The following is a 21,776-nucleotide window of genomic DNA, read 5'->3' as shown; positions in this document are numbered from 1 at the left end:
TCCGGTTTCAACCCACCGACCCTGTCCCGCCGACCGATACCCCGAGGGTTTTGCCCCGGGACACCGACGACCGGGTATGGACGAGCGGGCTGCACTCGCCGACCTCGCCGACCGACTTCCCGACGCGGGCGACGACTGCGCCGTCGTGGACGGCCAGGTCATCACGACGGATATGCTCCACGAGCGGACGGACTTCCCGACGGGGACGACCCGCTACACGGCGGGCTGGCGGGCCGTCGCCGCCTCGCTGTCGGATGTGGCCGCGATGGGGGCCGACGCGACAGCCGCGGTGGCCGCGTACGGCGCGCCGTCGTTCGAAGCGGACGAACTCGCGGCGTTCGTCGACGGCGCACAGGACGTGTGTCACGCGGTCGGCGCGGAGTACGTCGGCGGTGACCTGGACAGCCACGACGAGTTCACCGTCGCGACGACGGCCATCGGGGCGGCCGCGGACCCAATCCGGCGCTCGGGCGCGTCGCCCGGCGACGCGGTCTGTGTCACCGGCACGCTGGGCCGGTCAGCAGCCGCGCTCGAACTGTTCGACCGGGGTGATACCGACCGGGCGAACGAGCTGTTTCAGTTCGAACCCCGCGTACGTGCGGGCGTCGCGCTCCGACCGCACGCGACGGCGATGATGGATTCGAGCGACGGGCTGGCCCGCTCGCTGCACCAGTTAGCCGAGGCCAACGGCTGTGGCTTTGCTGTCGAAGAGCCGCTCCCGATAGACGCGCAAGTCGACGCGCTCGCGGAGACTGAGCAGAAGCGGAGAGAGCTGGGCGTGTTCTTCGGCGAGGACTTCGAACTGGTCTGTACGCTGCCCGAGGCGGATGTTCCCGAGGCAAGACAAGCCGTGCCGTGCTCGCTCCACCGGATCGGAACGGCCACCGAGCTCGGTGTCACGCTCAACGGGGAGACGCTTCCGGACCGCGGGTACTCACACTGAGAACGGCCAGACCGCGACGCGAGCTAACGGTCAAATCGCACTTATCTCGAACGGAACCGGCGTGAAACAGGCCAGCCCCAGTAGGAACGTAAACAGGCCGAGCAGCGCCCGCCGTCGGTCGAGTTCCGTATCTACTGTCGGTCTGGCCGGACCAGCATACGCGAGTCCGGTGGCGAACAGGCCCCAGAACACCCACAGGCCCCAGACGCCGAAACCGACCGGCGGCGGGTCGCGGGTGAAATACAGGTAGCCGGCGAGTGCGAACAGCGCTCCGGGAACGGCGGCGGCGACCGTCTCCTGGCGCTGCCCGACGATTGACCGAACGATGTGGCCGCCGTCGAGTTGCCCAACCGGGAGCAGGTTCAGGAACGTAAAGAACATCCCGGCCCAGCCGGCGAACACGATCGGGTGGACCGATTCGCCGGGGCCGACCTCGGTCCCGAGTCCCAGCGTGTTCACCAGGGCTTCCAGCGCCTGGAACAGGAGCGGATAGTTGAACGTAATGATGACGCCGGTGTCGCTGCTTGCCACGCGTTCCGGCACCGTAATCGGGTCTATCGAGAGGCCGATGACCGTGACGATGGTCGTCGCGACGAGCCCAGCGAGCGGGCCAGCGACACCGATATCGAACAGCGCCGTCCGGTCGGGGATGCGTCCGCGAATGTTGATGACCGCCCCCATCGTTCCGAGAAACGACGGAAACGGGATGAAATACGGGAGCGTCACGTCGACACCGTGGTATCGGGCCGCGGCGTAGTGGCCCAGTTCGTGGATACCGAGCACGCCGAGCATCGCGACCACGAACGGCCAGGCCTCGAAAATCCGAAGCGGGTCCTCCGCGACCGGGATGTAGTACCAGGCGCTCGCGCCGACGTAGAGGGTCGACGCGATAGTCGCGAACAGGAGCCCGATGTTGAGCCACGGGATACCGCCAGTGTCCGTGTCGGCGGGCTCCGCGATCAGTGCGTACTGGTTCGGGCGCGCGTTCAACGCACCACCGGTGGCGGTCATCGAGTCATCGACCGCCGGACTGCCGACGACAGTAGTACCACCGTTGCTCGTAGTGGCTGCTGTATCGCCGGATTCCGGGCCGAGTTCTTCGAGCCGAACGTCGTAGCCCCGCTGTCGAAACAGCGGTCTGAGTTGCTCGACAGCGGCGGCTGGTGGCACTATCGGGTCGCCGAGATACTGGACAGATCCATCCGTCCGCCGCATTGACGAGACAGAGAACACGCCGGCCAGTCGGTCAGGCGACGGCGGGTCCGCGGAGCCACTCATCGGCTACTCGTAAACGTTGCGGGCACAAATACTCCGCGAACGATCACACAGCTATAGTAGCTATTGAAAATCAATGCACACCTGATCGCACGATGGCAGTGCGATCAGTGTATAAATCGTTTCAATTGTTACTATAGCAGGTACTATCGTCCGAGAACTGTACGCGGGGACCGGTCGTCTACGCTGGCTCGATACGCCAGGTGGTCGCGCTCGTGTACGACCACTTCTCGACGTTGATCTCGGACGCGCTGTCCTTGAGCTTGACCATCAGGGCACCGATCTCTTTCGGGGAGAGACCGACTTCATCAGCGATGAACTTGCTCTTGAAATACATCTCGCCGTCACTTGCCTTCTCTGCGAGGAACGACTTCAGTCGCTCTTCTTTGGAGGGCTCTTCCTCGCCGGAGGGCGTTGCGGTAGCGCTCATCTTTGTCACCTCACTTCTTCGTAACCCCGCCGGGAGTATATAAAGGAAGGAACCTTCAGGTCACTTCGGTCACTTTCAGGACAAATCGAGCTAAAACGCATTTTTTACAACCGGTTCAGATTCTTTTAGACATTTCACAAAGCCTTCTTAGACCGTAAATCGACGCAAGTTTCGTGGTGTTTTGAGCGGTCTGTGAAAGAGAGATATCACCATCTGTAGCGCCAACAAGCGGCGCATTTCACCGTTAGTTTTCCAGAAGCGTCAGACACGCGTCAGCACGTCGGGCACGCGTCAGACGGACATTCTCGCGGGGACGCGACCGACAGCGATCGCAGTGGGTACCAGAAAGGGCCGACTAGAGAGACAGCAGTCAGTGGCCTTGACAACCCTTAAGAGTGCATCGCGGTTACGGCGGGCTAATGAAAGTCGTCGTCTCCATTGGCGGAAGCGTACTGGCCCCGGACCTCGACGCGGAACGGGTCGCCGACTACGCCGGCGCCATCCAATCGCTCGATGCACAGGGACACACGCTCGGGACCGTCGTCGGCGGCGGACCGACCGCACGCGATTACATCGGCACCGCCCGCGACCTCGGCGCAAACGAAATCGAGCTCGACCAGCTCGGTATCGCCGTCACGCGGCTGAACGGCCGGCTACTGATCGCCGCCCTGGACGACCGCGCCGCGCCGACACCCGCCGAGAGCTACGACGAGGGCCGGGAAGCCATCCGTCGCGGGGACATCCCCGTCCTCGGGGGCATCGTCGCCGCACAGACCACCGACGCCGTGGCGGCCGCCTTCGCGGAGTACGTGGGCGCGGACCTGCTCGTGTACGCGACGTCTGTCCCGGGCGTCTACGACGCCGACCCGAACGAAGACGACGACGCGACGCGGTTCGACGAACTCGGCGCGAGCGAACTCGTCGACGTGATCGCCGACATCGAGATGGACGCTGGCAGCAGCGCACCCGTCGACCTGCTGGCCGCGAAAATCATCCAGCGGTCCGGCATCCGGACGATAGTGCTCGACGGTACCGACCCCGAACACGTCGTGCGCGCGGTCGAAGATGGTGAGTTCGACGGGTCCGAGATTCTCCCGGAGGCATAGATGGCGGAAGACCCCTACGAGGTTGGCCGCGGCGGCGGCCGGGCGTTCTGGGCCGACTCCGTCGCCGACGCTATCGAAGCGCGCGACCCCGACGACCCAATCGTCATCAAGGGCGGCGTCTCCCCGTCGGGTGTTCCTCACATCGGCCACTTCAACGAGATCATGCGGGGCTACTACGTCGCCGAGGCCCTGCGGAACCGCGGCCACGAAGTCAGACAGGTGTTCACCGCAGACGACAAAGACCGGCTTCGGGCGGTGCCCCGCCAGCTCGCCGACCTCGACTGGAACGTCGTCGGCCTCGGCGAGGTCGACGCCGGCGCGCTCGGGCGGAACCTCGGGAAACCGTACACCGACATCCCGGACCCCTTCGGCTGCTGTGACTCCTACGGCGCGCACTTCACGACACTCCTGCGAAAAAGCGCCGAGTTGGTCGGCGTCGACGTAGAGTTCGTCTCCAACACCGAGCTGTACGCCGACGGCGAGTTCGAACCCGTGACCCGCCGCGTGCTCGAACGCGCCGACCGGGCCCGCGACGTGCTCGCCGAATACCAGAACAAGGTCGGCGACGACTACGTCCCGTTCCTGCCCCAGTGCGAGGAGTGCGGCAAGCTCACCGAGGGCGTCACCGATGTCGACCTCGACGCCGGCGAAGTCGAATACGTCTGTGAGGACGTCGAAGCCGGCGACCAGACCATCGAGGGCTGTGGTCACGAGGGAACGGCGACGCTCCGGGACGGGAAGCTCCCGTGGCGGTTCGAGTGGCCCGCCCAGTGGGAAATTCTGGGCGTCGACTTCGAGCCGTTCGGCAAGGACCACGCCGAGGGCTCCTGGCCCTCCGGCGAAGACGTCGCCGAGAACGTGCTGGACATCCAGCCGCCGGTCCCGATGGTGTACGAGTGGTTTACGCTCGACGGCGAACCGCTCTCCTCGTCCTCGGGCAACGTCATCACCGTCGACGAGGTGCTGGATATCCTCGAACCCGAGGTGTTCAAATACTTCTTCGTGAAGGACCCGCGGAAGCAGCGGGACTTCTCCGTCGAGAACGTCGACCAGCTCGTCGACGAGTTCGACCGGTTCGAGCGACGGTACTTCGGAGAGGCCGAGGCCAGCGAGGACGACGCGGAACTCGCCGAGCGAGCCTATCCGATGGTCGTGGACGAACCGCGTGAACAGCGGGTTCGAATCCCCTACACGTTCGCCGCCGTCCTCGGGATGACCGACGACCCGGAACAGCGGGAGCAGATCGCCCGGAAAGAGGGCCACATCCCGGACGATGCGCCGGAGTGGGCCGTCGAACAGGCGCTCGCCCGCGTCGAGCGCGCCCAGGAGTGGGCCAGCCTGACGAACAACGAATTCAACTACGAACTCAAGCGAACCGAGATTCCGGACGTGTCCTTCGATGACGCGACGGCGGCCGCGCTGGACGAACTGGCCGATTTCATCGCCGAGGGCCACGATGGCGAGGCGATTCAATCCGAGATCTACGAGACGGCGAAGCGAAACGACATCGATATCGGCGAGTTCTTCTCGGCCGGCTACCAGCTCCTGTTCGACGACACCGAAGGCCCGCAGCTCGGGACGTTCATCGCGAAACTGGACCAGGAGTTCGTTGTGGAACGGTTCCGCCGGAACGAGTAGTCCCGGGGTAGGCGGGTCCTACCCACCCGTAACAGGCTATTGAAACGGCGACTTCAGGGCGACTGTTCCTGCGTGTCGACCCGTTCGAACATCGGTCCGAGACGCTCGTCGTAGCAGTCCTGACAGACGTACACGTCGATGACGCCCGTCTCGCTGTGCGTGTGAATCATCGCGTGGACGGTAGCGTCGAAGGGGACCGTCTCACCACAGATACCGCAGGTTTCTGGCATTGTCCGGCACCGTCTTGCGATACATTCCCACGATACATAGAACGGGTGGTTCGTCCATCCGCTCAGGTCGAACGGGGCGTCACTAGCACGGGGACATCGACAGTTCGGAGCAGTTGCGACGTGACGCTACCGAGCAGCTGGCGCTTCAGGTTCGAGCGCCCGTGTGACGCCATCACGACGAGGTCGATGTCCCGATCGGAGACGTACTCGCGGATGCCAGCGGCGACGCCATCGAGCGAGTCCGTCCGTTCCACGGCGGTTTCTACCGATACGTCCGAAGCCGCCGTTTCGAGGTCGTCGGCGGTTGCTGCGACGGCGTCATGCCCGTCCGCTTCCAGTCGTTCGATGAACGCCTCGTTCAGTCCGCCAGCGTTGAACGCTCCGCCGGCGGCCTGGATATCGACGACGTTGAGGACGTGTACTGTCGCGTCGTACCGGTCTGCTACCGCCGCGCCGTGTCGCGTCGCCGTGTTTGCGTTCTCGCTCCCGTCAGTTGTGACGAGGACTCGTGAGTAGTCGAATTCGCGCCTTTCCGCCTGTTTCTCCCCCGAAACGACGAGCACGGGCACCGCAGTTCGATGCAGGAGCTGTTCGGTGACGCCACCGAGGAGTCGCTTCCCGAGACCGGTCAGTCCCTGTCGACCGAGGACGATGAGCCCTGCGTCGGTTTCGCGGGCGTACTTGTCGATCTGTACGCTCGGTTTCCCCTCCAGAAGCTCCGTCGTGACGGGCTGGCCGATATCGGCGGCGAGCGATTCGATGTCCGCGAGGACGGACTCGCCGTGTTCGTGGAGGCGTCCGCTCTCGCGATCCGTTCGCGTGAGCCTGCGTGCTCGCTGGTCGACGACGTGAACCGCCTCGGCAGTCGCGTCGAAGTCCTTGGCCAGTGCGAGGCCGCGCCGTGCGGCTGCCGTGGATTCGTCGCTCCCGTCGACGGGAATGAGAACGTGGTCGTACATTGTGTGGTCGTTTGCAGCGCGGTCACTTCACCGTTGGCTGCTGGCGGTGTGTCCCAAACCAAACCCTCTTGCTTGGCTAAACCTAGTTTCGGGTAAATGGTGAGTACGCTGACGTGGGTCCTTGCGGGCCTTGTCGCTTACACCCTCCTCGCGATGGCGTTGCGGACCCGCGGCGTTGTCCCCGAGTATATTCGTTTTAGCGGCCCGATTACGACGATTCACACGCAGAAGGGCAAAGCTGTCCTCGACTGGCTTGCACGGCCAAAGCGGTTCTGGCGGGCCTGGGGGAACCTCGGCGTCGGGTTCGGACTCGTGGTGATGGTCGGCTCCTTCCTCCTCGTTGCGCTCGGGGCCTACCAGGCGCTCGTCAACCCACAGCCCTCCGCACTGAACGAGCCGCGGAACGCGCTGGCGATTCCCGGCGTCAACGACTTCCTCCCGCTGTCGGTCGCACCCGAGATCGTGCTCGGGTTGTTGCTCGGCCTCGTCGTCCACGAGGGCGGCCACGGGCTCTTCTGTCGCGTCGAGGACATCGACATCGAGTCGATGGGGCTGGCCTTGTTGGCGATCATCCCCATCGGCGCGTTCGTCGAACCCGACGAAGACGAACTCCTGCGGTCCGACCGCGGTGCGCAGGCCCGGATGTACACGGCCGGCGTGACCAACAACTTCGCGCTCGCGATCATCACGCTCCTGTTGCTGTTCGGGCCGGTCGCCGGCGCTATCGCCGTCGTCGACGGCGTGCCGGTCGGAAGTCCGATCAACGGAACCCCCGCCGCTGATGCGGGTATCGAGTCAGGCGACGTTATTACGGCCGTCGACGGCCAGTCGGTCGAGAGCCAGCAGGAACTCGAATCGGTGCTCGCCGAAAGCGACGCACAGACTGTCGAAGTGGCCCGTAAGGATGCCGAAACAGTCACCGTCGAGCGGTCCGTCGTCGTCTCGGCGGCCCTCCAGAGCGCGCCGCTTGGAACCGGTGAGACGATTGTTTCGGTCAACGGGACTGCCGTGGCTACCAGCAGTGAGTTCGAACAGGCGGCTCGAAACAATCCCGTTGCAACAGTCGAAACCGAGTCCGGGGAGACGGTCACGACCCCGCTCGGCGCATACGTCTTGGTCGCCGAGGACGGCCCGCTCGCCGGGGAAGGGGCACCGAGCGGCGAAGGCATGATAATCACCGAGGTCAACGGGGAGCGAACGCACAGCGGGACGGCGCTGATGCAGGCGCTTGAGGGCGGCGAACCCGGTGACCGGGTGTCGGTCACCGGCTACGTCGACGGTGCACGCGAGACCTACGAGGTGACGATGGCCGAGAGTGAGCAGGTCGACAACGGTATCATCGGCGTCAGCATCCAGCAGGGTATCAGCGGCATCCAGGTCAGTGACTTCGGCATCGACGCCTATCCCGCCGCCGCGTTCCTGGAATTCCTCGGCGGATCGCCTGACACCCCCACGTCAGTCTCCGAGTTCTCGTTCGCCCAGCGGATTTTCAGCACGCTCTTGCTCCCCTTTATCGGCGTCGCCGGCGGCTTCGGCTACAACTTCGCCGGCTTCACCGGCATCGCGACGAACTTCTACACCGTCCAGGGACCGCTCGGAGCGCTCGGAACGACGCCGGTGTTCCTGCTCGCGAACGTCCTGTTCTGGACTGGCTGGATCAATCTCGTCATCGGCCAGTTCAACCTCATCCCGACGTTCCCGCTCGACGGCGGCCACATCCTGCGGGCATCGACCGAGTCGTTCGTCTCGCGGCTCCCCGTCTCGGACGGGCGGCGGGTGACGACGGCCGTCTCCATCGCGATCACGGTGTCGATGATCGGCGGCCTCCTGTTGATGGTGTTCGGCCCGCGGCTCCTGACCTGAGACAGACAGGAATCGGTCTAACGTGGCTGGGGTTTCGTTACCCATTTACTCCCCGCCGCGAAAGCCCGGCGTATGTTCCTGCAGCTCCGTGCGGAGGTCGAGGACGCCCTCGCCGACGCACTCACAGCCCTCGACCTGCCGGCCGAGGACCTCGGTATCGAGGAACCACCGGAGGACGTCGACGCCGTGCTGGCGTCGAGCGTCGCCTTCCGGCTGGCCGGCGAGGTCGGTACTGCGCCACCGAACGTCGCCGGCGACATCGCCGAGGCGATTGACACGGACGACCTCACCTACGTCAGTGCTGTGACGACACAAGGGCCGTACGTCAATTTCCTCCCGAGCGAGGCGTACTTCGCCGAGACCCTGCAGTCAGTCACGGAGAGCGAGTTCGGGCGGCTTCCCGACCGCGACACCAGCGTCGTCGTCGAGCACACCTCCGCGAATCCGACTGGCCCGGTCCACGTCGGGCGAGCACGAAACCCTATCATCGGTGACGCCGTCGCTCGGGTGCTCGATTACGCCGGCTACGACGTCGACCGCCACTACTACGTCAACGACGCGGGCCGCCAAATTGCCGTGTTCACCTGGGCCTACGAGACGTTCGACGAGTCCGACCTGCCCGAGCCCGAGCGAGAGTCCCCGGAGTACGAGATGGTTCGGTACTACCGCAAGGGCAATACTGTCCTCGAAGAGGGCGACCCCGACGAAGTCGAGGCAGCGGAGGCCGAGGTCCAGTCGATTTTGCAGGGCCTCGAAGACGGCGACGAAGAGACGTACGAACGCGTCGCCGAGGTCGTCGACACTGTGCTGGGCGGAATGCAGAACACGCTCGGTCGCCTCCCTGCGGAGTTTGACGAGTTCGTCAAAGAGACGCGGTTCATGCGCAACGGCGACACGGACGACCTGGTCGACCGGCTGAAGGACCTCGACTGCGCCGTCTACGAGGAGGACGCCTGGCAGCTCGACCTGCCCGACTTCGAAAAGAACCTCGTGTTCCTGCGTTCCGACGGCACATCGTTGTACACCACCCGCGACCTGGCCCACCACGAGTGGAAGTTCGATACCTACGACCGCGCCGTCACGGTGCTGGGTGAGGACCACAAGCTCCAGGCCGACCAGCTCTCGGCGGCCCTGGAACTGCTGGACAACGACACCGACCAGCTCCGACAGGTGTTTTACTCCTGGGTGAACCTTCCCGAAGGCGGGATGAGCACGCGGGAGGGGACCGGCATCGACCTCGACGACCTGCTCGATGAAGCTATTGACCGCGCGCGCGAAGAGGTTGAGTCCCGACTGGACGACCGGACCCGCGGCGACCTCGACGCGGACGATATCGACCGTATCGCTCGTCAGGTCGGCATCGGCGCGGTGCGCTACGACATCGTCTCGAAACAGCCGACGAAGGGCATCACCTTCGAGTGGGACCGCGCGCTGGACTTCGAGGCCCAGTCCGCGCCGTACGTCCAGTACGTCCACGCGCGCTGCTGTGGCATCCTCGGCGACGTGGAGGCTGACATCCCAGCCGAACCCGACCTCGATCCACTGTCGGAACCGGAAGAGAGGGACCTGCTCCGCGAACTGGCCCGGTTCCCCGCCGTCATCGAGGCGGCCGCGGACGACCTGACGCCGCACACCGTCGCCACCTACACCCGCGACCTCGCCGAAACGTTCAACGCCTTCTACCGGGAGTGTCCGGTTCTCGACGCCGACGGCGAGACCCGCGCCGCACGGCTGGCCCTCGTCGACGGGACCCGGACCACGATTGCGAACGCCCTCGACGCGCTGGGCGTCGAAGCGCCGACCTCGATGTAGGAGCGGTCTGCGTCGGGAATCCGATGTGACAGGCGCGATTGCCGCGAAAAGTCCGTCGAGCCGGCCTAATTCTGCAGGAACGCGTCGACTTCCGCCGCGATTAGTGCAGGTGCCTCGGCGGGGCCGCTGTGGCTGACCCCATCGAACTCGACGAATCGGCTGTGTGGGAGTGCGTCGTGAACGGCCCGGGCACTCTGCCGGAGGAAGTCCGGCCCGCCGGTGCCAGACAGAACGAGAGTCGGTGTGTCGACATCGAAGTGGTCGGGGAGCCGGTACTGCTCGACGGACCGGTTCATCCGAACGACCTCCTCAGCGAGGGCCACGCAGTCGGGCCAGACAGGCCACTCCGCAAGCCAGGCGTCGAGGTCCTCGATACCGTCTGGGTGAAGGACCTGTTCGATGTAGCGTTTCACCGCTTCCTCTCGCTTTCCATCCTGTACGAGCGATGCCATTCGGTCAGCGAGGTCAGCGTCGGCCCGGTACTCGGCGGGAAGTACCGCCGGTTCGTACGCGATAACTGCCTCGACCGACGTACCCGCCGCGGCCTCGATAGCGGTGAGTGCGCCGTACGAGTGGCCGAACAGGATTGGGTCGCCGTCGACAGCGTCGGCAAGCGCCCGGACATATCGGACCTCACGATCCAGCACCTCGTCGGCGTTTGTTTCCGCCGGGGAGTCGAGACAGGTCCCGAACCCCGGACGCTGGGGGACGACAGCACCGTAGCCCTCGAACTCTGGGATAACCGGTCCCCAGTACTCCGTGGGGGCCATCCCGCCGTACAGGAGGAGGAGTGGCTGGCCGTCGCCGTAGCGCTCGAACTCGACTCCGATCTCATCTGCGGATTGTGTCGGCTGCATACAACATACGGTCGAACGCAGTCGGGCTAAGCCGTTCTCTCAGTGATTGGGCCGTTTAAGTAGGGGTGTCAAGAGCAGGACCGACAGCCACGCCGATGCTCTGTTTCGACAGGCGCTTCAGCACTGGCAGCGAGCGATGCCGTATGGGGCTTATCGCAGAATTTCAGATCGATTGCGACTCATTGCCGCTCGTGTCGGTCGCGGCTGCGGTACCCGAAGCGACGATCACCCTCTCACTGCAGTACAACCACGGTCGTCGCCCGCTGTTTATTGGGACCGTGACGGGTGGCTCCGAGCAGGCCATCGAGCGGGCGTTCACTGATGCCTACGACGTTCAGGAGTGGACGCGGATCGGGACGGCCGGCGACACCCGTCGGTATCAGGCAGTGCCGGCACTGAGCTTCGAGGAGCAACTCGGTGGCCAAATCGACGACTTGGACGGACTCGAAGCACTCGCCACGGCAGACGCCATCATCGAACGGATAACCGTGACCGCAGACGGGTGGGAGCAACTGGGATGGTTCGCCGACCGAGCGGCGTTCACCGAGTTCGCCTCGTTCTGGCAGCGAAACGCGGACTTCGGACTTGAGCGGCTGACCCGAGATGCGGAGCCGAAGTCGCCCGGCAACGGGCTCACTGACCGACAACTGGAAGCGCTACGGACGGCGTACGAGATGGGGTATTTCGAGATTCCGCGGCGCACGTCGCTGGACGCCGTGGCCCAGGAACTGGACATCTCTGCGTCGTCGCTCTCGGAGCGACTGCGCCGGGCACAGACTCAACTCATTCAGGAAACGGTCGCGACGCTGTGGCCGCCGCTTCCGGAATGAGTCAGAGACAGCGAGATGCGGTCGGAGCGGCGGGCTGAGACCGGACCGGCTGGCGGGTACAGAGCCGTCAGTTGAAGAGGCCGAACACACCGCCGGAGTCCTCGTCGTCGTCGACATCGGAGTGATCCTCAGTGTCGTCGAGGAACCACTCGTCGTCGAGTATCGTCTCGATATCCGTTTCGGGGCTCTCGCCGCGGAAGAACACACCCTCCAGCGCCTCGGTCAGCCGCTGATAGGCGTCGGCAGCCGTGCTCTCGGGGGCGTTGAGCACGAGCGGTTCCTCTGTCGTCGCCTGCGGGTCGTCCGGAATGACCGCAAGCAGCGGGAACTCCATCTGCTCGGCGATGGCCGCGACGTCAGTGTGTCGGGTCGCGCGGTTGATGATCGAACCGAGAACGGTCCCGTCGATTCGGTTCGCTAGCTGGGCCGTTTTGACCGTATCGCCCACCGCAACGTCGTCGGGGGTCGTGACGAGGACGATTCCGTCGGCCAGCCCAAGCGGCACGGCGACTTCGTGGCTCAGTCCAGCCCCGGTATCGATCAACACCACGTCGTAGGCATTTCGGAGCGTCTTGATGACTTTCCTGAGCTTTGCGGGATCAGCGTCCGCGAACGCCTCCAGCGACTGTTCACCCGGAATCACCGTGAGTCCACCCGGCGCATCAGTCAAAGCCTCACTCACGGCAGCCTCACCGGCCAGAATCTCGTGGAGGCTCTTTTCGGGCTCTACAGAGAGCATCGAGCCGAGGTTCGCCATCCCCAGATCCGCGTCGACGACGGCGACATCGTAGCTCATCTCCTGAAGCACAGCCCCGAGATTTACCGCGGTCGTCGTCTTTCCGACGCCGCCCTTGCCGCCCGCAATCGTACACACATACCCCGCCATAGTCTGATTGCTTGGGTACAATGCAGGCAGTCATATAAATGCGACTGTCATTTGTTGGATCGTGACGGGCCAGGCGACGTTCAGAATAGGTGGTTTCACGGCCAGTCAGGTATCTCGGTTGTCACGTCTGTCGTATCGGCCTCACGGCTTTGCCGCTTCGCTCCCTCCCTCCACGGCTCCCGTTGGTCGCCGTTCCGGTGCGAGGGCCGCTCACTTCGTTCGCGCCCTTCGCTGCTCGCGGGTCGTCCCTCCCCGCTCGCCCGTCCTGCGATTCTCGCTTCGCTCGAATCGCACTGGCTTCCTCCGCGGCTCTCTTCGGTCGCCGCTTCGGTACGAGGGCCGCTCACTTCGTTCGCGCCCCTCGCTGTCAACAGGTTCTTACGCCACCTCGGCCAACATAGAGTAATGAGCGAGCAGCAGGAACAGGAACAATCTGACAAGCAGAAATACGAGTTCCGGAAGGTCATAGAGGAACTCAAAGGGTACCAGGGCTCGGGAACCCAACTCGTCTCTATCTACGTGCCCGAGGACAAGCTGATCAGCGATGTCGTCGCTCACGTCACCCAGGAGCACTCCGAAGCCTCGAACATCAAATCGAAGGACACCCGGACGGCGGTGCAGGACGCACTCACTTCAATCAAGGACCGCCTCCGGTACTACGACGTGCGACCTCCTGACAACGGGCTGGTCGTGTTCTCGGGTGCATTCGACACCGGCGGCGGTCGGACCGACATGGTAACGAAAGTACTCGAATCCCCGCCGGACCCCATCGAGTCGTTCCGTTATCACTGTGACTCGGAGTTCCTCACCGAGCCCCTGGAGCACATGCTGGCCGACAAAGGGCTGTTCGGCCTCATCGTGCTCGACCGACGCGAGGCCAACGTCGGCTGGCTGAAGGGCAAGCGCGTCGAGCCCGTCAAGTCAGCCTCTTCGCTGGTGCCGGGCAAGCAGCGGAAAGGTGGCCAGTCCGCCCAGCGGTTCGCCCGCCTCCGGCTGGAAGCCATCGACAACTTCTATCAGGAAGTCGCCGGCATGGCCAACGACCTGTTCGTCGCCGACCGCCACGAACTGGACGGCATCCTCGTCGGCGGCCCCTCACCGACGAAAGACGAGTTCCTCGACGGCGACTACCTCCACCACGAACTGCAGGACATGGTGCTCGGGAAGTTCGACGTGGCCTACACGGACGAGTCAGGGCTGTACGATCTCGTTGACGCGGCCGACGAGGTGCTGGCCGAACACGAGATGCTCCGGGACAAGGAGCTCATGGAGGACTTCTTCAAGCAGCTCCACAACGGGGACAAAGCCACCTACGGCTTCGACCAGACGCGCCAGAACCTCAACATGGGCGCGGTCGAACAGCTGCTCATCTCCGAGGACCTCCGGAAGGACGTGGTCGCCTACACCTGCGAGAACGGCCACGACGAATACGAACTCATCAACAGCAACGCGAGCACCGACGACCACGACTGTTCCCGCTGTGGCGCCACCGTCGACGCCGAGGACGGCGAGCGCGACGACGCCATCGACCACCTGATGGAACTGGCCGACCAGCGCGGCACCGAGACGGTGTTCATCTCGACGGACTTCGAGAAGGGCGAACAGCTGCTGACTGCTTTCGGCGGCGTCGCCGGCCTGCTGCGCTATTCGACGGGCGTCTAACGCGCGCCAGTCGTTCTCTTATCTCTATTATAACAGTTGTTCGAGTTGCCGACGACGGCGACCGAGGTCGACGTGGGCCGCCTCCCCGTAGCTGGCGTCGAGGCGGTCCAGTACCAGTAGCGGGTCGACGCCCTCACGCTCGATTCGTTCCAGCAACGCAGTGATCTCCGCCCGGTGCATCGCGAGCGAATCGAGCAGCCCGACGAGCAACACCAGCGGGACCGCTGCGCCGTCGTTATCGGGGATGGAACTATCGAGACCAGGAAAGTCCGGGACAGCAGTGGGTGGCTCCGTCTCCGGTTGGAGAGCTAAACAGGACTGACAGACGCTGGCACCCGGTGCGTCTCCGGGGAGATATTGCTGGAGATCAGACGGGACTGGGAACGAAACGAGGTCGCCACCGCAGTCGGGACAGGACATACTCAAGCACGAACCTGAAAGCGCAAAAACGATACCGATCAGGACAGACTCCCTGTTCAGTCGTCAGCAGTGACTGCTTCGGGCTCTTCTTGTGCTTCCTCTTCGGCCGCAAGCGCGTCCTCTTCTTCTTCCTTTTTGGCTTTGATTTTCTTCATGCGGAAGATCTCCTCACGCTCCTGCTCTTCGAGTTTCTGCTCGATGTACTCCTGATTGTCATAGAGGTCGGGCAGGAGCTTGAATTCGAGGGCATTGACACGGCGTTTCGTGGTCTCGATCTCTTCGAGCATCTTCTTCATCGCCGTCTCGACTTCGGCGGCGAGGATGATGTTCTCGAGCAGTTCCTCGTAGGCCTCGGCGGCCTCGTCGATGCGGGCCGAGGTTCCCATGACGCCGTAGCCGCGTTCGTCCAGTGACTTCCGGACCTTGCTGGACTCGATCTGCGGGACGACGACGCCCATGATGTTTTTCGACTGGGTCGTCAGTTCCGGGTGTTCTTTCAGTGCTGCGGCGGCCCCGCGGACGGCCACGTCGCCTTCCATCGCCCGGGCCATGTTGATCGCGCGCTGGGCCCGTTCGTAGGAACCGTCGAGGTCTTCACGGACGTCCTGAGCCTGGTCCAGAATGTCCATGAACTCCATGATGAGGCCGTCACGCTTCTTCTCCAGCGTGTCGTGCCCACGCTCGGACAGCTCGATGCGGTCCTCGATCTGCATCAGATTCTTGCGCGTGGGTTTGACGTCCTTAGCCATTACGGGTCTTTTTTCGACGTAGGCAGTTAACGGTTTCCAGTTATTTCGGTTCGAGCGCCGCCGCTTCCGGATCGACACCCAAAAAACGAAGTCGGCGAACGGCAGTCGTTAGTCGTCTGCAGGCGTTGCGCCGGTGCTGGTCGACTCCGCAGCACCGTCAAGCACGCCGTGGCTACGGAGCAGGATGATACCGAAGCCGACCTTGGCGACGAGGTCGATGACCATGAAGCCGGCCGTCTCGATCCCGATACCGACGAGGCCGAGTCCTTCACTGCCGACGAGCCACCAGACCGGGTAGACCAGCCACACGACCGTCACGAGGTTTCGCAGCGTCTTGAACGTGCTCCGCGTGTCGCTGGGCAGGTCTGCGACCCGACCGGACAGCGAGGCGAACAGGAAGTACAGCAGGACCAGCAGGAAGGCGGTGCTGATACCCCACCAGACCAGCCGTTCCGCGCCGGCCGACAGCACGCCGCTCCCTGCGCTTAGCGTCGCGACCACACCGGTACCGATCATCAGCACGTCGAGGCTGACGAGCGAGGCGATGGTGTTGCGGTCTGCCCCTGCAAGCAGTCCGAGGTCATACAGCAGTAACGGCGTCGTGAACAGCCAGTCGGTGTATCGCGCCCAGTAGATGGGGTGTTCCGACCCGCCGAACTCGATGAACGTCAGGCCGAACCCGAGTGCCATCGCGAGGTAATTCACGAACGCGATTGCCGTGATCAGTATTGTCGCGATGTAGAACTTCTGACGCCTGCTGTCGGTTTCACCCCAGCCACGCGCGATGAAGTATAGCATGCCGAGGAACATGCCCGCTGTACCTAACCACAGCCATATCGCTTCACTCCCTGGTTCTGGCATAGTGCACTCTAGTATAGGAGGTCAACGCTAAACAGTCGCGTACCCAAAATATATGGTAAAAATTGCGAAGAACCGTGAGATATAGGGCCGTTGTCAGGCTTCGGCTTCGACAGTTTCGGCGGTCTCGTCCTCGCGGTAGTGCTCCTCGATGAGGTCCTCGTCGATGCGGTTCAGCGCATCCTTCGGGAGCATCGAGAGCAGGTCCCAGCCGAGTTCGAGCGTCTCGTCGATACTGCGGGCCGTGTCGGTCCCCTGATCGACGAACTCCTCCTCGAAGCGGTCGGCGAAGTCCAGGTACTTGTTGTCCAGTTCCGACAGCGCCTCGCGACCGACGATGTTCACGAGGTCGCGCAGGTCCTCACCTTCCGCGTACGCGGCGAAGATCTGGTCTTTCACGTCGGCGTGGTCGGCGCGAGTCAGCCCCTCGCCGATACCGTCGTCCATCAGCCGCGACAGGCTGGGCAGAACGTTGATCGGCGGCTGGATGCCCTGGCTGTTGAGGTCGCGGTCGATGTAGATCTGGCCTTCGGTAATGTACCCGGTCAGGTCCGGAATCGGGTGCGTATCGTCGTCGCCCGGCATCGTCAGGATCGGGAGTTGAGTCACGGACCCCTCGCGACCCTCGATCCGACCGGCACGCTCGTAGAGCTGTGCCAGGTCAGTGTACATGTATCCGGGGTAGCCACGCCGGCCCGGGACCTCCTCACGCGCGGCACCGATCTCGCGCAGTGCCTCGCAGTAGTTGGTCATGTCCGTCAGGATGACCAGGACGTGGTAGTCCTTCTCGAAGGCAAGGTACTCGGCGGTGGTCAGCGCCAGCCGCGGCGTAATCGTCCGCTCGACGGCCGGGTCGTCCGCGAGGTTCATGAAGACGACGGAGCGTTCCAGCGCGCCGGTGCGCTCGAAGTCGTCCATGAACTCGTTTGCCTCTTCGGCCGTGATACCCATCGCGCCGAAGATGACAGCGAACTCTGACCCTTCGTCGTCTTCGCCGTCCTCCTCTTCCGGCACCGTCGCCTGTCGCGCGATCTGGAGTGCCAGGTCGTTGTGTGGCAGGCCGGAGGCGGAGAAGATCGGCAGCTTCTGGCCGCGGACGAGCGTGTTCATGCCGTCGATGGCCGAAACACCCGTCTGAATGAACTCTTCGGGGTACTCCCGGGAGTAGGGGTTGATCGCCTCGCCGACGATGTCGCGGCGTTCGTCGGGGACGATCTCGGGCCCACCGTCGATCGGCTGACCGGTCCCGTCCATGACCCGCCCGAGGAGGTCCTCGGTGACGGGCATCTTCATCGTCTCGCCGAGGAAGCGAACCGAGGCATCGCGGTCGATACCCTCGGTCCCCTCGAACACCTGAATGGCAACGTAGTCGCTCGCGGATTCGAGCACCTGGCCACGGCGGGTCTCGCCGTCGCTGAGCTCGATTTCGACGATGTCGTCGTAGCCGACCGGTTCGTCGGTTTCGACGAACACCAGCGGTCCGCTGATCTCCGTGATTGTCTGATACTCTTTCATTGTTAGTACAGCTCCCGCAGTTGAGACTCGATGTCGTCTTCGAGGTCGTCGATGTACTCGTTGTAGTCTTCCTGCACGCCGATACGGTTGAGCCGCGGCGCGGCGTCGATGTCGGTGATCTCCTCGACGGGGACACCGGCATCCAGCGCCTCGAAGGCCGCATCGTTGTACGTCTTGGCGGCGTCCATGATGCGGTAGGTCTTCTCGGGCTCACAGAACGTGTCCACGTCGTGGAAGGCGTTCTGCTGGAGCCACGCCTCGCGCAGGTAGCGGGCGATCTCGAGCGTCAGCTGCTGGTCCTCGGGCAGCGCGTCCTTCCCGACGAGCTGGACGATCTCCTGCAGTTCCGCTTCCTCGTCCAGCGTGTCGATGGCCCACTGGCGCGTCTCCGGCCAGTCGGCCCGGACGTTGTCCTCGAACCACGGGTCGAGCTGGTCGCGATACAGCGAATACGACTCGTTCCAGTTGATAGAGGGGAAGTGCCGGCGTTCGGCCAGGTCCGCGTCCAGCGCCCAGAACGTCTTGACGATACGCAGCGTGTTCTGGGTGACCGGCTCGGAGAAGTCCCCGCCAGGCGGCGAGACGGCCCCGATGACTGAGACAGAGCCCTCGGTCCCGTTGATGTTCTCGAAGTACCCGGCACGTTCGTAGAACTCGCTCAGGCGAGCGGAAAGGTACGCGGGGTACCCCTCCTCGCCCGGCATCTCCTCGAGTCGGGAGGAGATTTCGCGCATGGCCTCGGCCCACCGGGAGGTGGAGTCGGCCATCAGCGCCACGTCGTACCCCATGTCGCGGAAGTACTCCGCGATGGTAATCCCCGTGTACACGCAGGATTCGCGTGCCGCGACGGGCATGTTCGACGTGTTGGCGATGAGGCAGGTCCGGTCCATCAGCGCGTTGCCGGTGGTCGGGTCCTCCAGTTCCGGGAAGTCCTCGATGACCTCGGTCATCTCGTTGCCACGCTCACCACAGCCGACGTAGACGACGATGTCCGCGTCGGCCCACTTGGCGAGCTGGTGCTGGGTGACCGTCTTCCCGGACCCGAACGGACCGGGAATGGCGGCCGTTCCGCCCTTCGCAATCGGGAACAGGCCGTCGAGTACGCGCTGGCCCGAGATGAGCGGTTCCGTCGGGGTCTCCTTGTCGACGGTCGGGCGCTGCTGGCGCACCGGCCACTCCTGGTGCATCTGGATCTCCTCGCCGCTGTCCAGTTCGACGACCGTCTCTTCGACGTTGAAGTTGCCCGATTCGATGGCGACGACCTCGCCACCCTCGGAGTCGGGCGGGACCATCACCTTGTGGTCGATACTCGGCGTCTCGGGGACGGTGCCGACGATGTCGCCGGCCTCGACCTCGTCGCCTTCCTCGACTTCAGGGGTGAACTCCCAGGTCTTCTCCAGGTCGATACCCGGCGCGTCGACACCGCGGTCGAGGAACGCCGACCCCATCTTCTCTTCGAGCACGTCGAGCGGGCGCTGGACACCATCGTAGATGGCGTCGAGCATGCCCGGCCCGAGGTCCACGGAGAGGGGCGAGCCCGTCCCTTCGACGGGTTCGCCGGGGGAGACACCGGAGGTCTCCTCGTACACCTGAATCGTGGTGATGTTTCCTTCGATCTCGATGACCTCGCCCATCAGCCCTTCCGAGCCGACGTAAACGACGTCGTTCATCCGGGCGTCGAGGTCCCGAGCCGTTACGACCGGTCCCGAGACGCTTTCGATAATGCCGTCCTCGCGGACGTCTGTGTCTGTTGCTTGACTCATGGTTAGTCCTCGTCCATCAGGTCGATACCGATGGCTCGCTTGATCTGTTCACGCAGTCCGCCGCTCCCAGTGCCGCCGCCGAGCGTGACCATCACCGGCTCGACACTCGTCTCCGCGTCCTGCCTGACACCGCGTGAGAGATGCGACAGGTCGTCGTCGTGCATCACGACGATACCGACGTCGTCGTCGTCGAGCATCTCCTCGACGGCGTCGTCGAGCTGCTCGTCTTTCTCGTCAGCAGGCACGTCCGCGAACTTGCGGACGCCAGCCAGCCGAAAGCCCGTCGTGAACTCCGGGCTTCCGATGACAGCTATCTCCTGGCTCATAGTATCACCAGCTCCTGTTCGATCTCGTCGGGGCCGAGGCCGGCCTCGCGACCGCGGGCGATGGCCCGGATGTTGTCGACCTCGCGCTCCTTTTTGAGGATGTACGACAACACCGGACAGACCGACAGCGGATAGCGGTTCGAGAGCCGGTCGGCGTATTCGAGCAGCGCCGCGTCCAGCGCCCGCTCGAAGTCGATGAGGTTGTCGGCCTCCTCAAGCGCCGACAGCGCCTGATCGAGGTCGTCGCCGTACTTGCTCTCGCGAACGGCACTGACCAGTTGGTCGAGATTCGTCGACAGCTGTGCGACCTCCTGTGCGTCGAACAGCTGGCCGCCCTCGATGAAGTACTCCGAGGGGTCGAGGTCCGCGCCACTGCGGGCCAGCCGGAGCGCGTTCCGGAGGTTGCGGAAGTCGACTTCCGTCTCCAGGAACTCGACGTACAGCCCGGTCGGGCTGTCGATCTCCGGATTATCCGGCAAGCCGGACAGCAGTGTTTCGTAGAAGGCGCGGTCGAGCGCGTTCTCCAGGGGCACGAGGACGCCGCTTTCCTCGTACACGTCGAACGCCTCGGCCATCGTGTCACCGAAGATAGTGTCGTCGAGCTGCTCGACGACCTCCTCGATAGAACCGGCGTTCAGCAGGTCCTCGATACGCCGGTCGGTGAACTCGCCGGCCCGGATGAGGTCGTCCTCGACCTCGGTCCGCTCCGCGTCCGAGTAAAGCCCGCGGATGACGGTCTTGACGTTCCACACGTCGAACTTCCGCAGGTAGCGGGCGATGTAGTCGTACAGCGCCCCCTCGGACCAGCGAAGCAGGTCGTCGAAGTGTTTCGCGAGGTTGCGGTTCAGCGCGTACTCGACGAGGTCGACGCCGTCGTACCGGGAGCCGAGCGCGTTCATTTCGGTCTCGTACTCCGTTTCCTCCATGAAGCGGGCTATCTCGCCCGTCCCCATGCGGACCAGCTTCCGGTAATCGTCATCGTCGAACAGGGACGCGCTTCGGGCACGAACCCGTGCGATGACGTACTCGTAGTTGCTTCCCTGGCCGCTCGTTCCCGTTCGCGAACTCATTGGTCTTCGAACAGGCGGTCGCTGATTGCTTTCAGGTTGTCCTCCCAGACGTCCTCCAGGATGGAATCGAACGTGTTGTTCACACGGACTCGCGACTCACCGCTCTCGACGACGACGCCGCCGAGGCAGTCCCGCTCACCGGCGTACGTCGCGCCGTCGTAGTCATCGAGTACATCCTCGAGAAGCGACTGGTCCGACGCACGGCCGTACACCGACAGCTCGTCGCTGTCGTCGAATTCATCGACGGCGGCGTCAAGCAGTGCGCGTGTCAGTTCCTCTCGTCGGTCCCCTTCGAGGGCCGCAAGCGCGTCCTCTACGTCGCCGTGAACGTCTTCGAGGATGTCACGCCGGGCGTTGAGTCGAGCCTGTTTGGCCTCGAGCTTCGCGGAGGAGAGTCGCTGCTCTCGCTCCTGCTCGATGGTCCGCTCGACCTCGGCCTCGCGTTCCTCGTGGATCTGCTCGGCGTCGGCCTCGGCGTCGGCGATAATCTCCTCGGCACGTTCGTCGGCCGCGTCGCTAATCTCCTGAGCACGCGCGCGGGCCTCGTCGCGGATGTCCTCTACGACTGTTTGAAGGCTCATTAT

General features: G+C 64.0%; 21 protein-coding genes. 7 read left to right on the top strand and 14 right to left on the bottom strand.

The window, feature by feature from the left end:
- Positions 1–76: 76 nt before the first annotated feature.
- The gene (gene thiL / locus ACNO8S_RS01525) at positions 77–943 is read left to right on the top strand and encodes a thiamine-phosphate kinase (RefSeq protein WP_151102870.1); all 867 of its coding nucleotides are present in this window, start codon (positions 77–79) and stop codon (positions 941–943) included.
- Between the two features lie 30 nt (positions 944–973).
- Here the strand turns inward: thiL and ACNO8S_RS01520 are convergent, their stop codons facing one another.
- Both ACNO8S_RS01520 and ACNO8S_RS01515 read right to left on the bottom strand, forming a co-directional pair.
- Positions 974–2,221, bottom strand: a complete 1,248-nt coding sequence (locus ACNO8S_RS01520; protein ID WP_191449656.1) for a site-2 protease family protein — start codon at positions 2,219–2,221, stop codon at positions 974–976.
- A gap of 178 nt (positions 2,222–2,399) precedes the next feature.
- On the bottom strand, positions 2,400–2,648 hold the full coding sequence (locus ACNO8S_RS01515; RefSeq protein ID WP_004518404.1) for a DUF7123 family protein: 249 nt from the start codon (positions 2,646–2,648) through the stop codon (positions 2,400–2,402).
- A gap of 419 nt (positions 2,649–3,067) precedes the next feature.
- On the opposite strand from ACNO8S_RS01515, the gene pyrH reads away from it, so the two are divergent.
- On the top strand, positions 3,068–3,754 hold the full coding sequence (pyrH, locus tag ACNO8S_RS01510) for a UMP kinase (protein WP_014039421.1): 687 nt from the start codon (positions 3,068–3,070) through the stop codon (positions 3,752–3,754).
- On the top strand, positions 3,755–5,392 hold the full coding sequence (gene lysS, locus ACNO8S_RS01505; RefSeq protein ID WP_420182367.1) for a lysine--tRNA ligase: 1,638 nt from the start codon (positions 3,755–3,757) through the stop codon (positions 5,390–5,392). It abuts the gene before it with no gap.
- Positions 5,393–5,445: 53 nt separating this feature from the next.
- On the opposite strand, the gene ACNO8S_RS01500 is transcribed toward lysS, so the two are convergent.
- Both ACNO8S_RS01500 and ACNO8S_RS01495 read right to left on the bottom strand, forming a co-directional pair.
- Positions 5,446–5,622 (bottom strand): hypothetical protein, encoded by a 177-nt coding sequence (locus tag ACNO8S_RS01500; RefSeq protein WP_014039419.1) that lies wholly within the window; start codon positions 5,620–5,622, stop codon positions 5,446–5,448.
- 62 nt (positions 5,623–5,684) lie between these two features.
- Positions 5,685–6,581: a universal stress protein gene (locus ACNO8S_RS01495; protein WP_050007567.1), complete on the bottom strand. Its 897-nt coding sequence runs from the start codon at positions 6,579–6,581 to the stop codon at positions 5,685–5,687.
- A 96-nt stretch (positions 6,582–6,677) separates the two neighbouring features.
- Here ACNO8S_RS01495 and ACNO8S_RS01490 point away from each other — a divergent pair, with 96 nt between their 5' ends.
- Both ACNO8S_RS01490 and argS read left to right on the top strand, forming a co-directional pair.
- Positions 6,678–8,444, top strand: a complete 1,767-nt coding sequence (locus tag ACNO8S_RS01490; RefSeq protein ID WP_420182366.1) for a site-2 protease family protein — start codon at positions 6,678–6,680, stop codon at positions 8,442–8,444.
- A gap of 72 nt (positions 8,445–8,516) precedes the next feature.
- Positions 8,517–10,256, top strand: coding sequence for an arginine--tRNA ligase (gene argS / locus ACNO8S_RS01485; protein ID WP_151144560.1), 1,740 nt, complete (start codon positions 8,517–8,519; stop codon positions 10,254–10,256).
- A 65-nt stretch (positions 10,257–10,321) separates the two neighbouring features.
- On the opposite strand, the gene ACNO8S_RS01480 is transcribed toward argS, so the two are convergent.
- Positions 10,322–11,113, bottom strand: coding sequence for an alpha/beta fold hydrolase (locus ACNO8S_RS01480; RefSeq protein ID WP_420182365.1), 792 nt, complete (start codon positions 11,111–11,113; stop codon positions 10,322–10,324).
- Between the two features lie 143 nt (positions 11,114–11,256).
- Between ACNO8S_RS01480 and ACNO8S_RS01475 the strand changes: the two genes are divergently transcribed.
- Positions 11,257–11,943, top strand: coding sequence for a helix-turn-helix domain-containing protein (locus ACNO8S_RS01475; protein WP_050037494.1), 687 nt, complete (start codon positions 11,257–11,259; stop codon positions 11,941–11,943).
- Between the two features lie 67 nt (positions 11,944–12,010).
- On the opposite strand, the gene ACNO8S_RS01470 is transcribed toward ACNO8S_RS01475, so the two are convergent.
- Positions 12,011–12,829 (bottom strand): MinD/ParA family ATP-binding protein, encoded by an 819-nt coding sequence (locus ACNO8S_RS01470; RefSeq protein WP_050037493.1) that lies wholly within the window; start codon positions 12,827–12,829, stop codon positions 12,011–12,013.
- Positions 12,830–13,234: 405 nt separating this feature from the next.
- Here ACNO8S_RS01470 and prf1 point away from each other — a divergent pair, with 405 nt between their 5' ends.
- Positions 13,235–14,491, top strand: a complete 1,257-nt coding sequence (prf1, locus tag ACNO8S_RS01465) for a peptide chain release factor aRF-1 (protein WP_050037492.1) — start codon at positions 13,235–13,237, stop codon at positions 14,489–14,491.
- 27 nt (positions 14,492–14,518) lie between these two features.
- Here prf1 and ACNO8S_RS01460 read toward each other — a convergent pair whose 3' ends face one another.
- The 8 genes from ACNO8S_RS01460 to ACNO8S_RS01425 form a co-directional block, all read right to left on the bottom strand.
- Positions 14,519–14,911, bottom strand: coding sequence for a DUF6276 family protein (locus ACNO8S_RS01460; protein WP_420182364.1), 393 nt, complete (start codon positions 14,909–14,911; stop codon positions 14,519–14,521).
- Between the two features lie 56 nt (positions 14,912–14,967).
- Positions 14,968–15,660, bottom strand: a complete 693-nt coding sequence (locus ACNO8S_RS01455) for a V-type ATP synthase subunit D (protein WP_004593983.1) — start codon at positions 15,658–15,660, stop codon at positions 14,968–14,970.
- 108 nt (positions 15,661–15,768) lie between these two features.
- Positions 15,769–16,521 carry a bacteriorhodopsin gene (locus tag ACNO8S_RS01450; protein WP_023843114.1) on the bottom strand — a complete coding sequence of 251 codons (753 nt, stop codon included), beginning with the start codon at positions 16,519–16,521 and terminating at the stop codon, positions 15,769–15,771.
- A gap of 93 nt (positions 16,522–16,614) precedes the next feature.
- Positions 16,615–18,033, bottom strand: coding sequence for an ATP synthase subunit B (locus tag ACNO8S_RS01445; RefSeq protein ID WP_014039410.1), 1,419 nt, complete (start codon positions 18,031–18,033; stop codon positions 16,615–16,617).
- Positions 18,034–18,035: 2 nt separating this feature from the next.
- Positions 18,036–19,796 (bottom strand): ATP synthase subunit A, encoded by a 1,761-nt coding sequence (locus ACNO8S_RS01440; RefSeq protein ID WP_050037491.1) that lies wholly within the window; start codon positions 19,794–19,796, stop codon positions 18,036–18,038.
- 2 nt (positions 19,797–19,798) lie between these two features.
- Complete coding sequence (locus ACNO8S_RS01435) at positions 19,799–20,122, bottom strand: V-type ATP synthase subunit F (RefSeq protein WP_014039408.1); 324 nt, start codon at positions 20,120–20,122, stop codon at positions 19,799–19,801.
- Positions 20,119–21,192, bottom strand: coding sequence for a V-type ATP synthase subunit C (locus ACNO8S_RS01430; protein WP_014039407.1), 1,074 nt, complete (start codon positions 21,190–21,192; stop codon positions 20,119–20,121). The genes ACNO8S_RS01435 and ACNO8S_RS01430 overlap by 4 nt, the downstream gene beginning before the upstream one ends.
- On the bottom strand, positions 21,189–21,773 hold the full coding sequence (locus ACNO8S_RS01425; protein ID WP_008311110.1) for a V-type ATP synthase subunit E: 585 nt from the start codon (positions 21,771–21,773) through the stop codon (positions 21,189–21,191). The genes ACNO8S_RS01430 and ACNO8S_RS01425 overlap by 4 nt, the downstream gene beginning before the upstream one ends.
- Positions 21,774–21,776 lie beyond the last annotated feature (3 nt).

Origin of the sequence: Haloarcula sp. KBTZ06 (assembly GCF_048595605.1) — an archaeon.
Classification (GTDB): domain Archaea; phylum Halobacteriota; class Halobacteria; order Halobacteriales; family Haloarculaceae; genus Haloarcula; species Haloarcula hispanica.
Note: the sequence above shows the minus strand (reverse complement) of the source record. Positions and strands in the feature narration are given on the sequence as shown.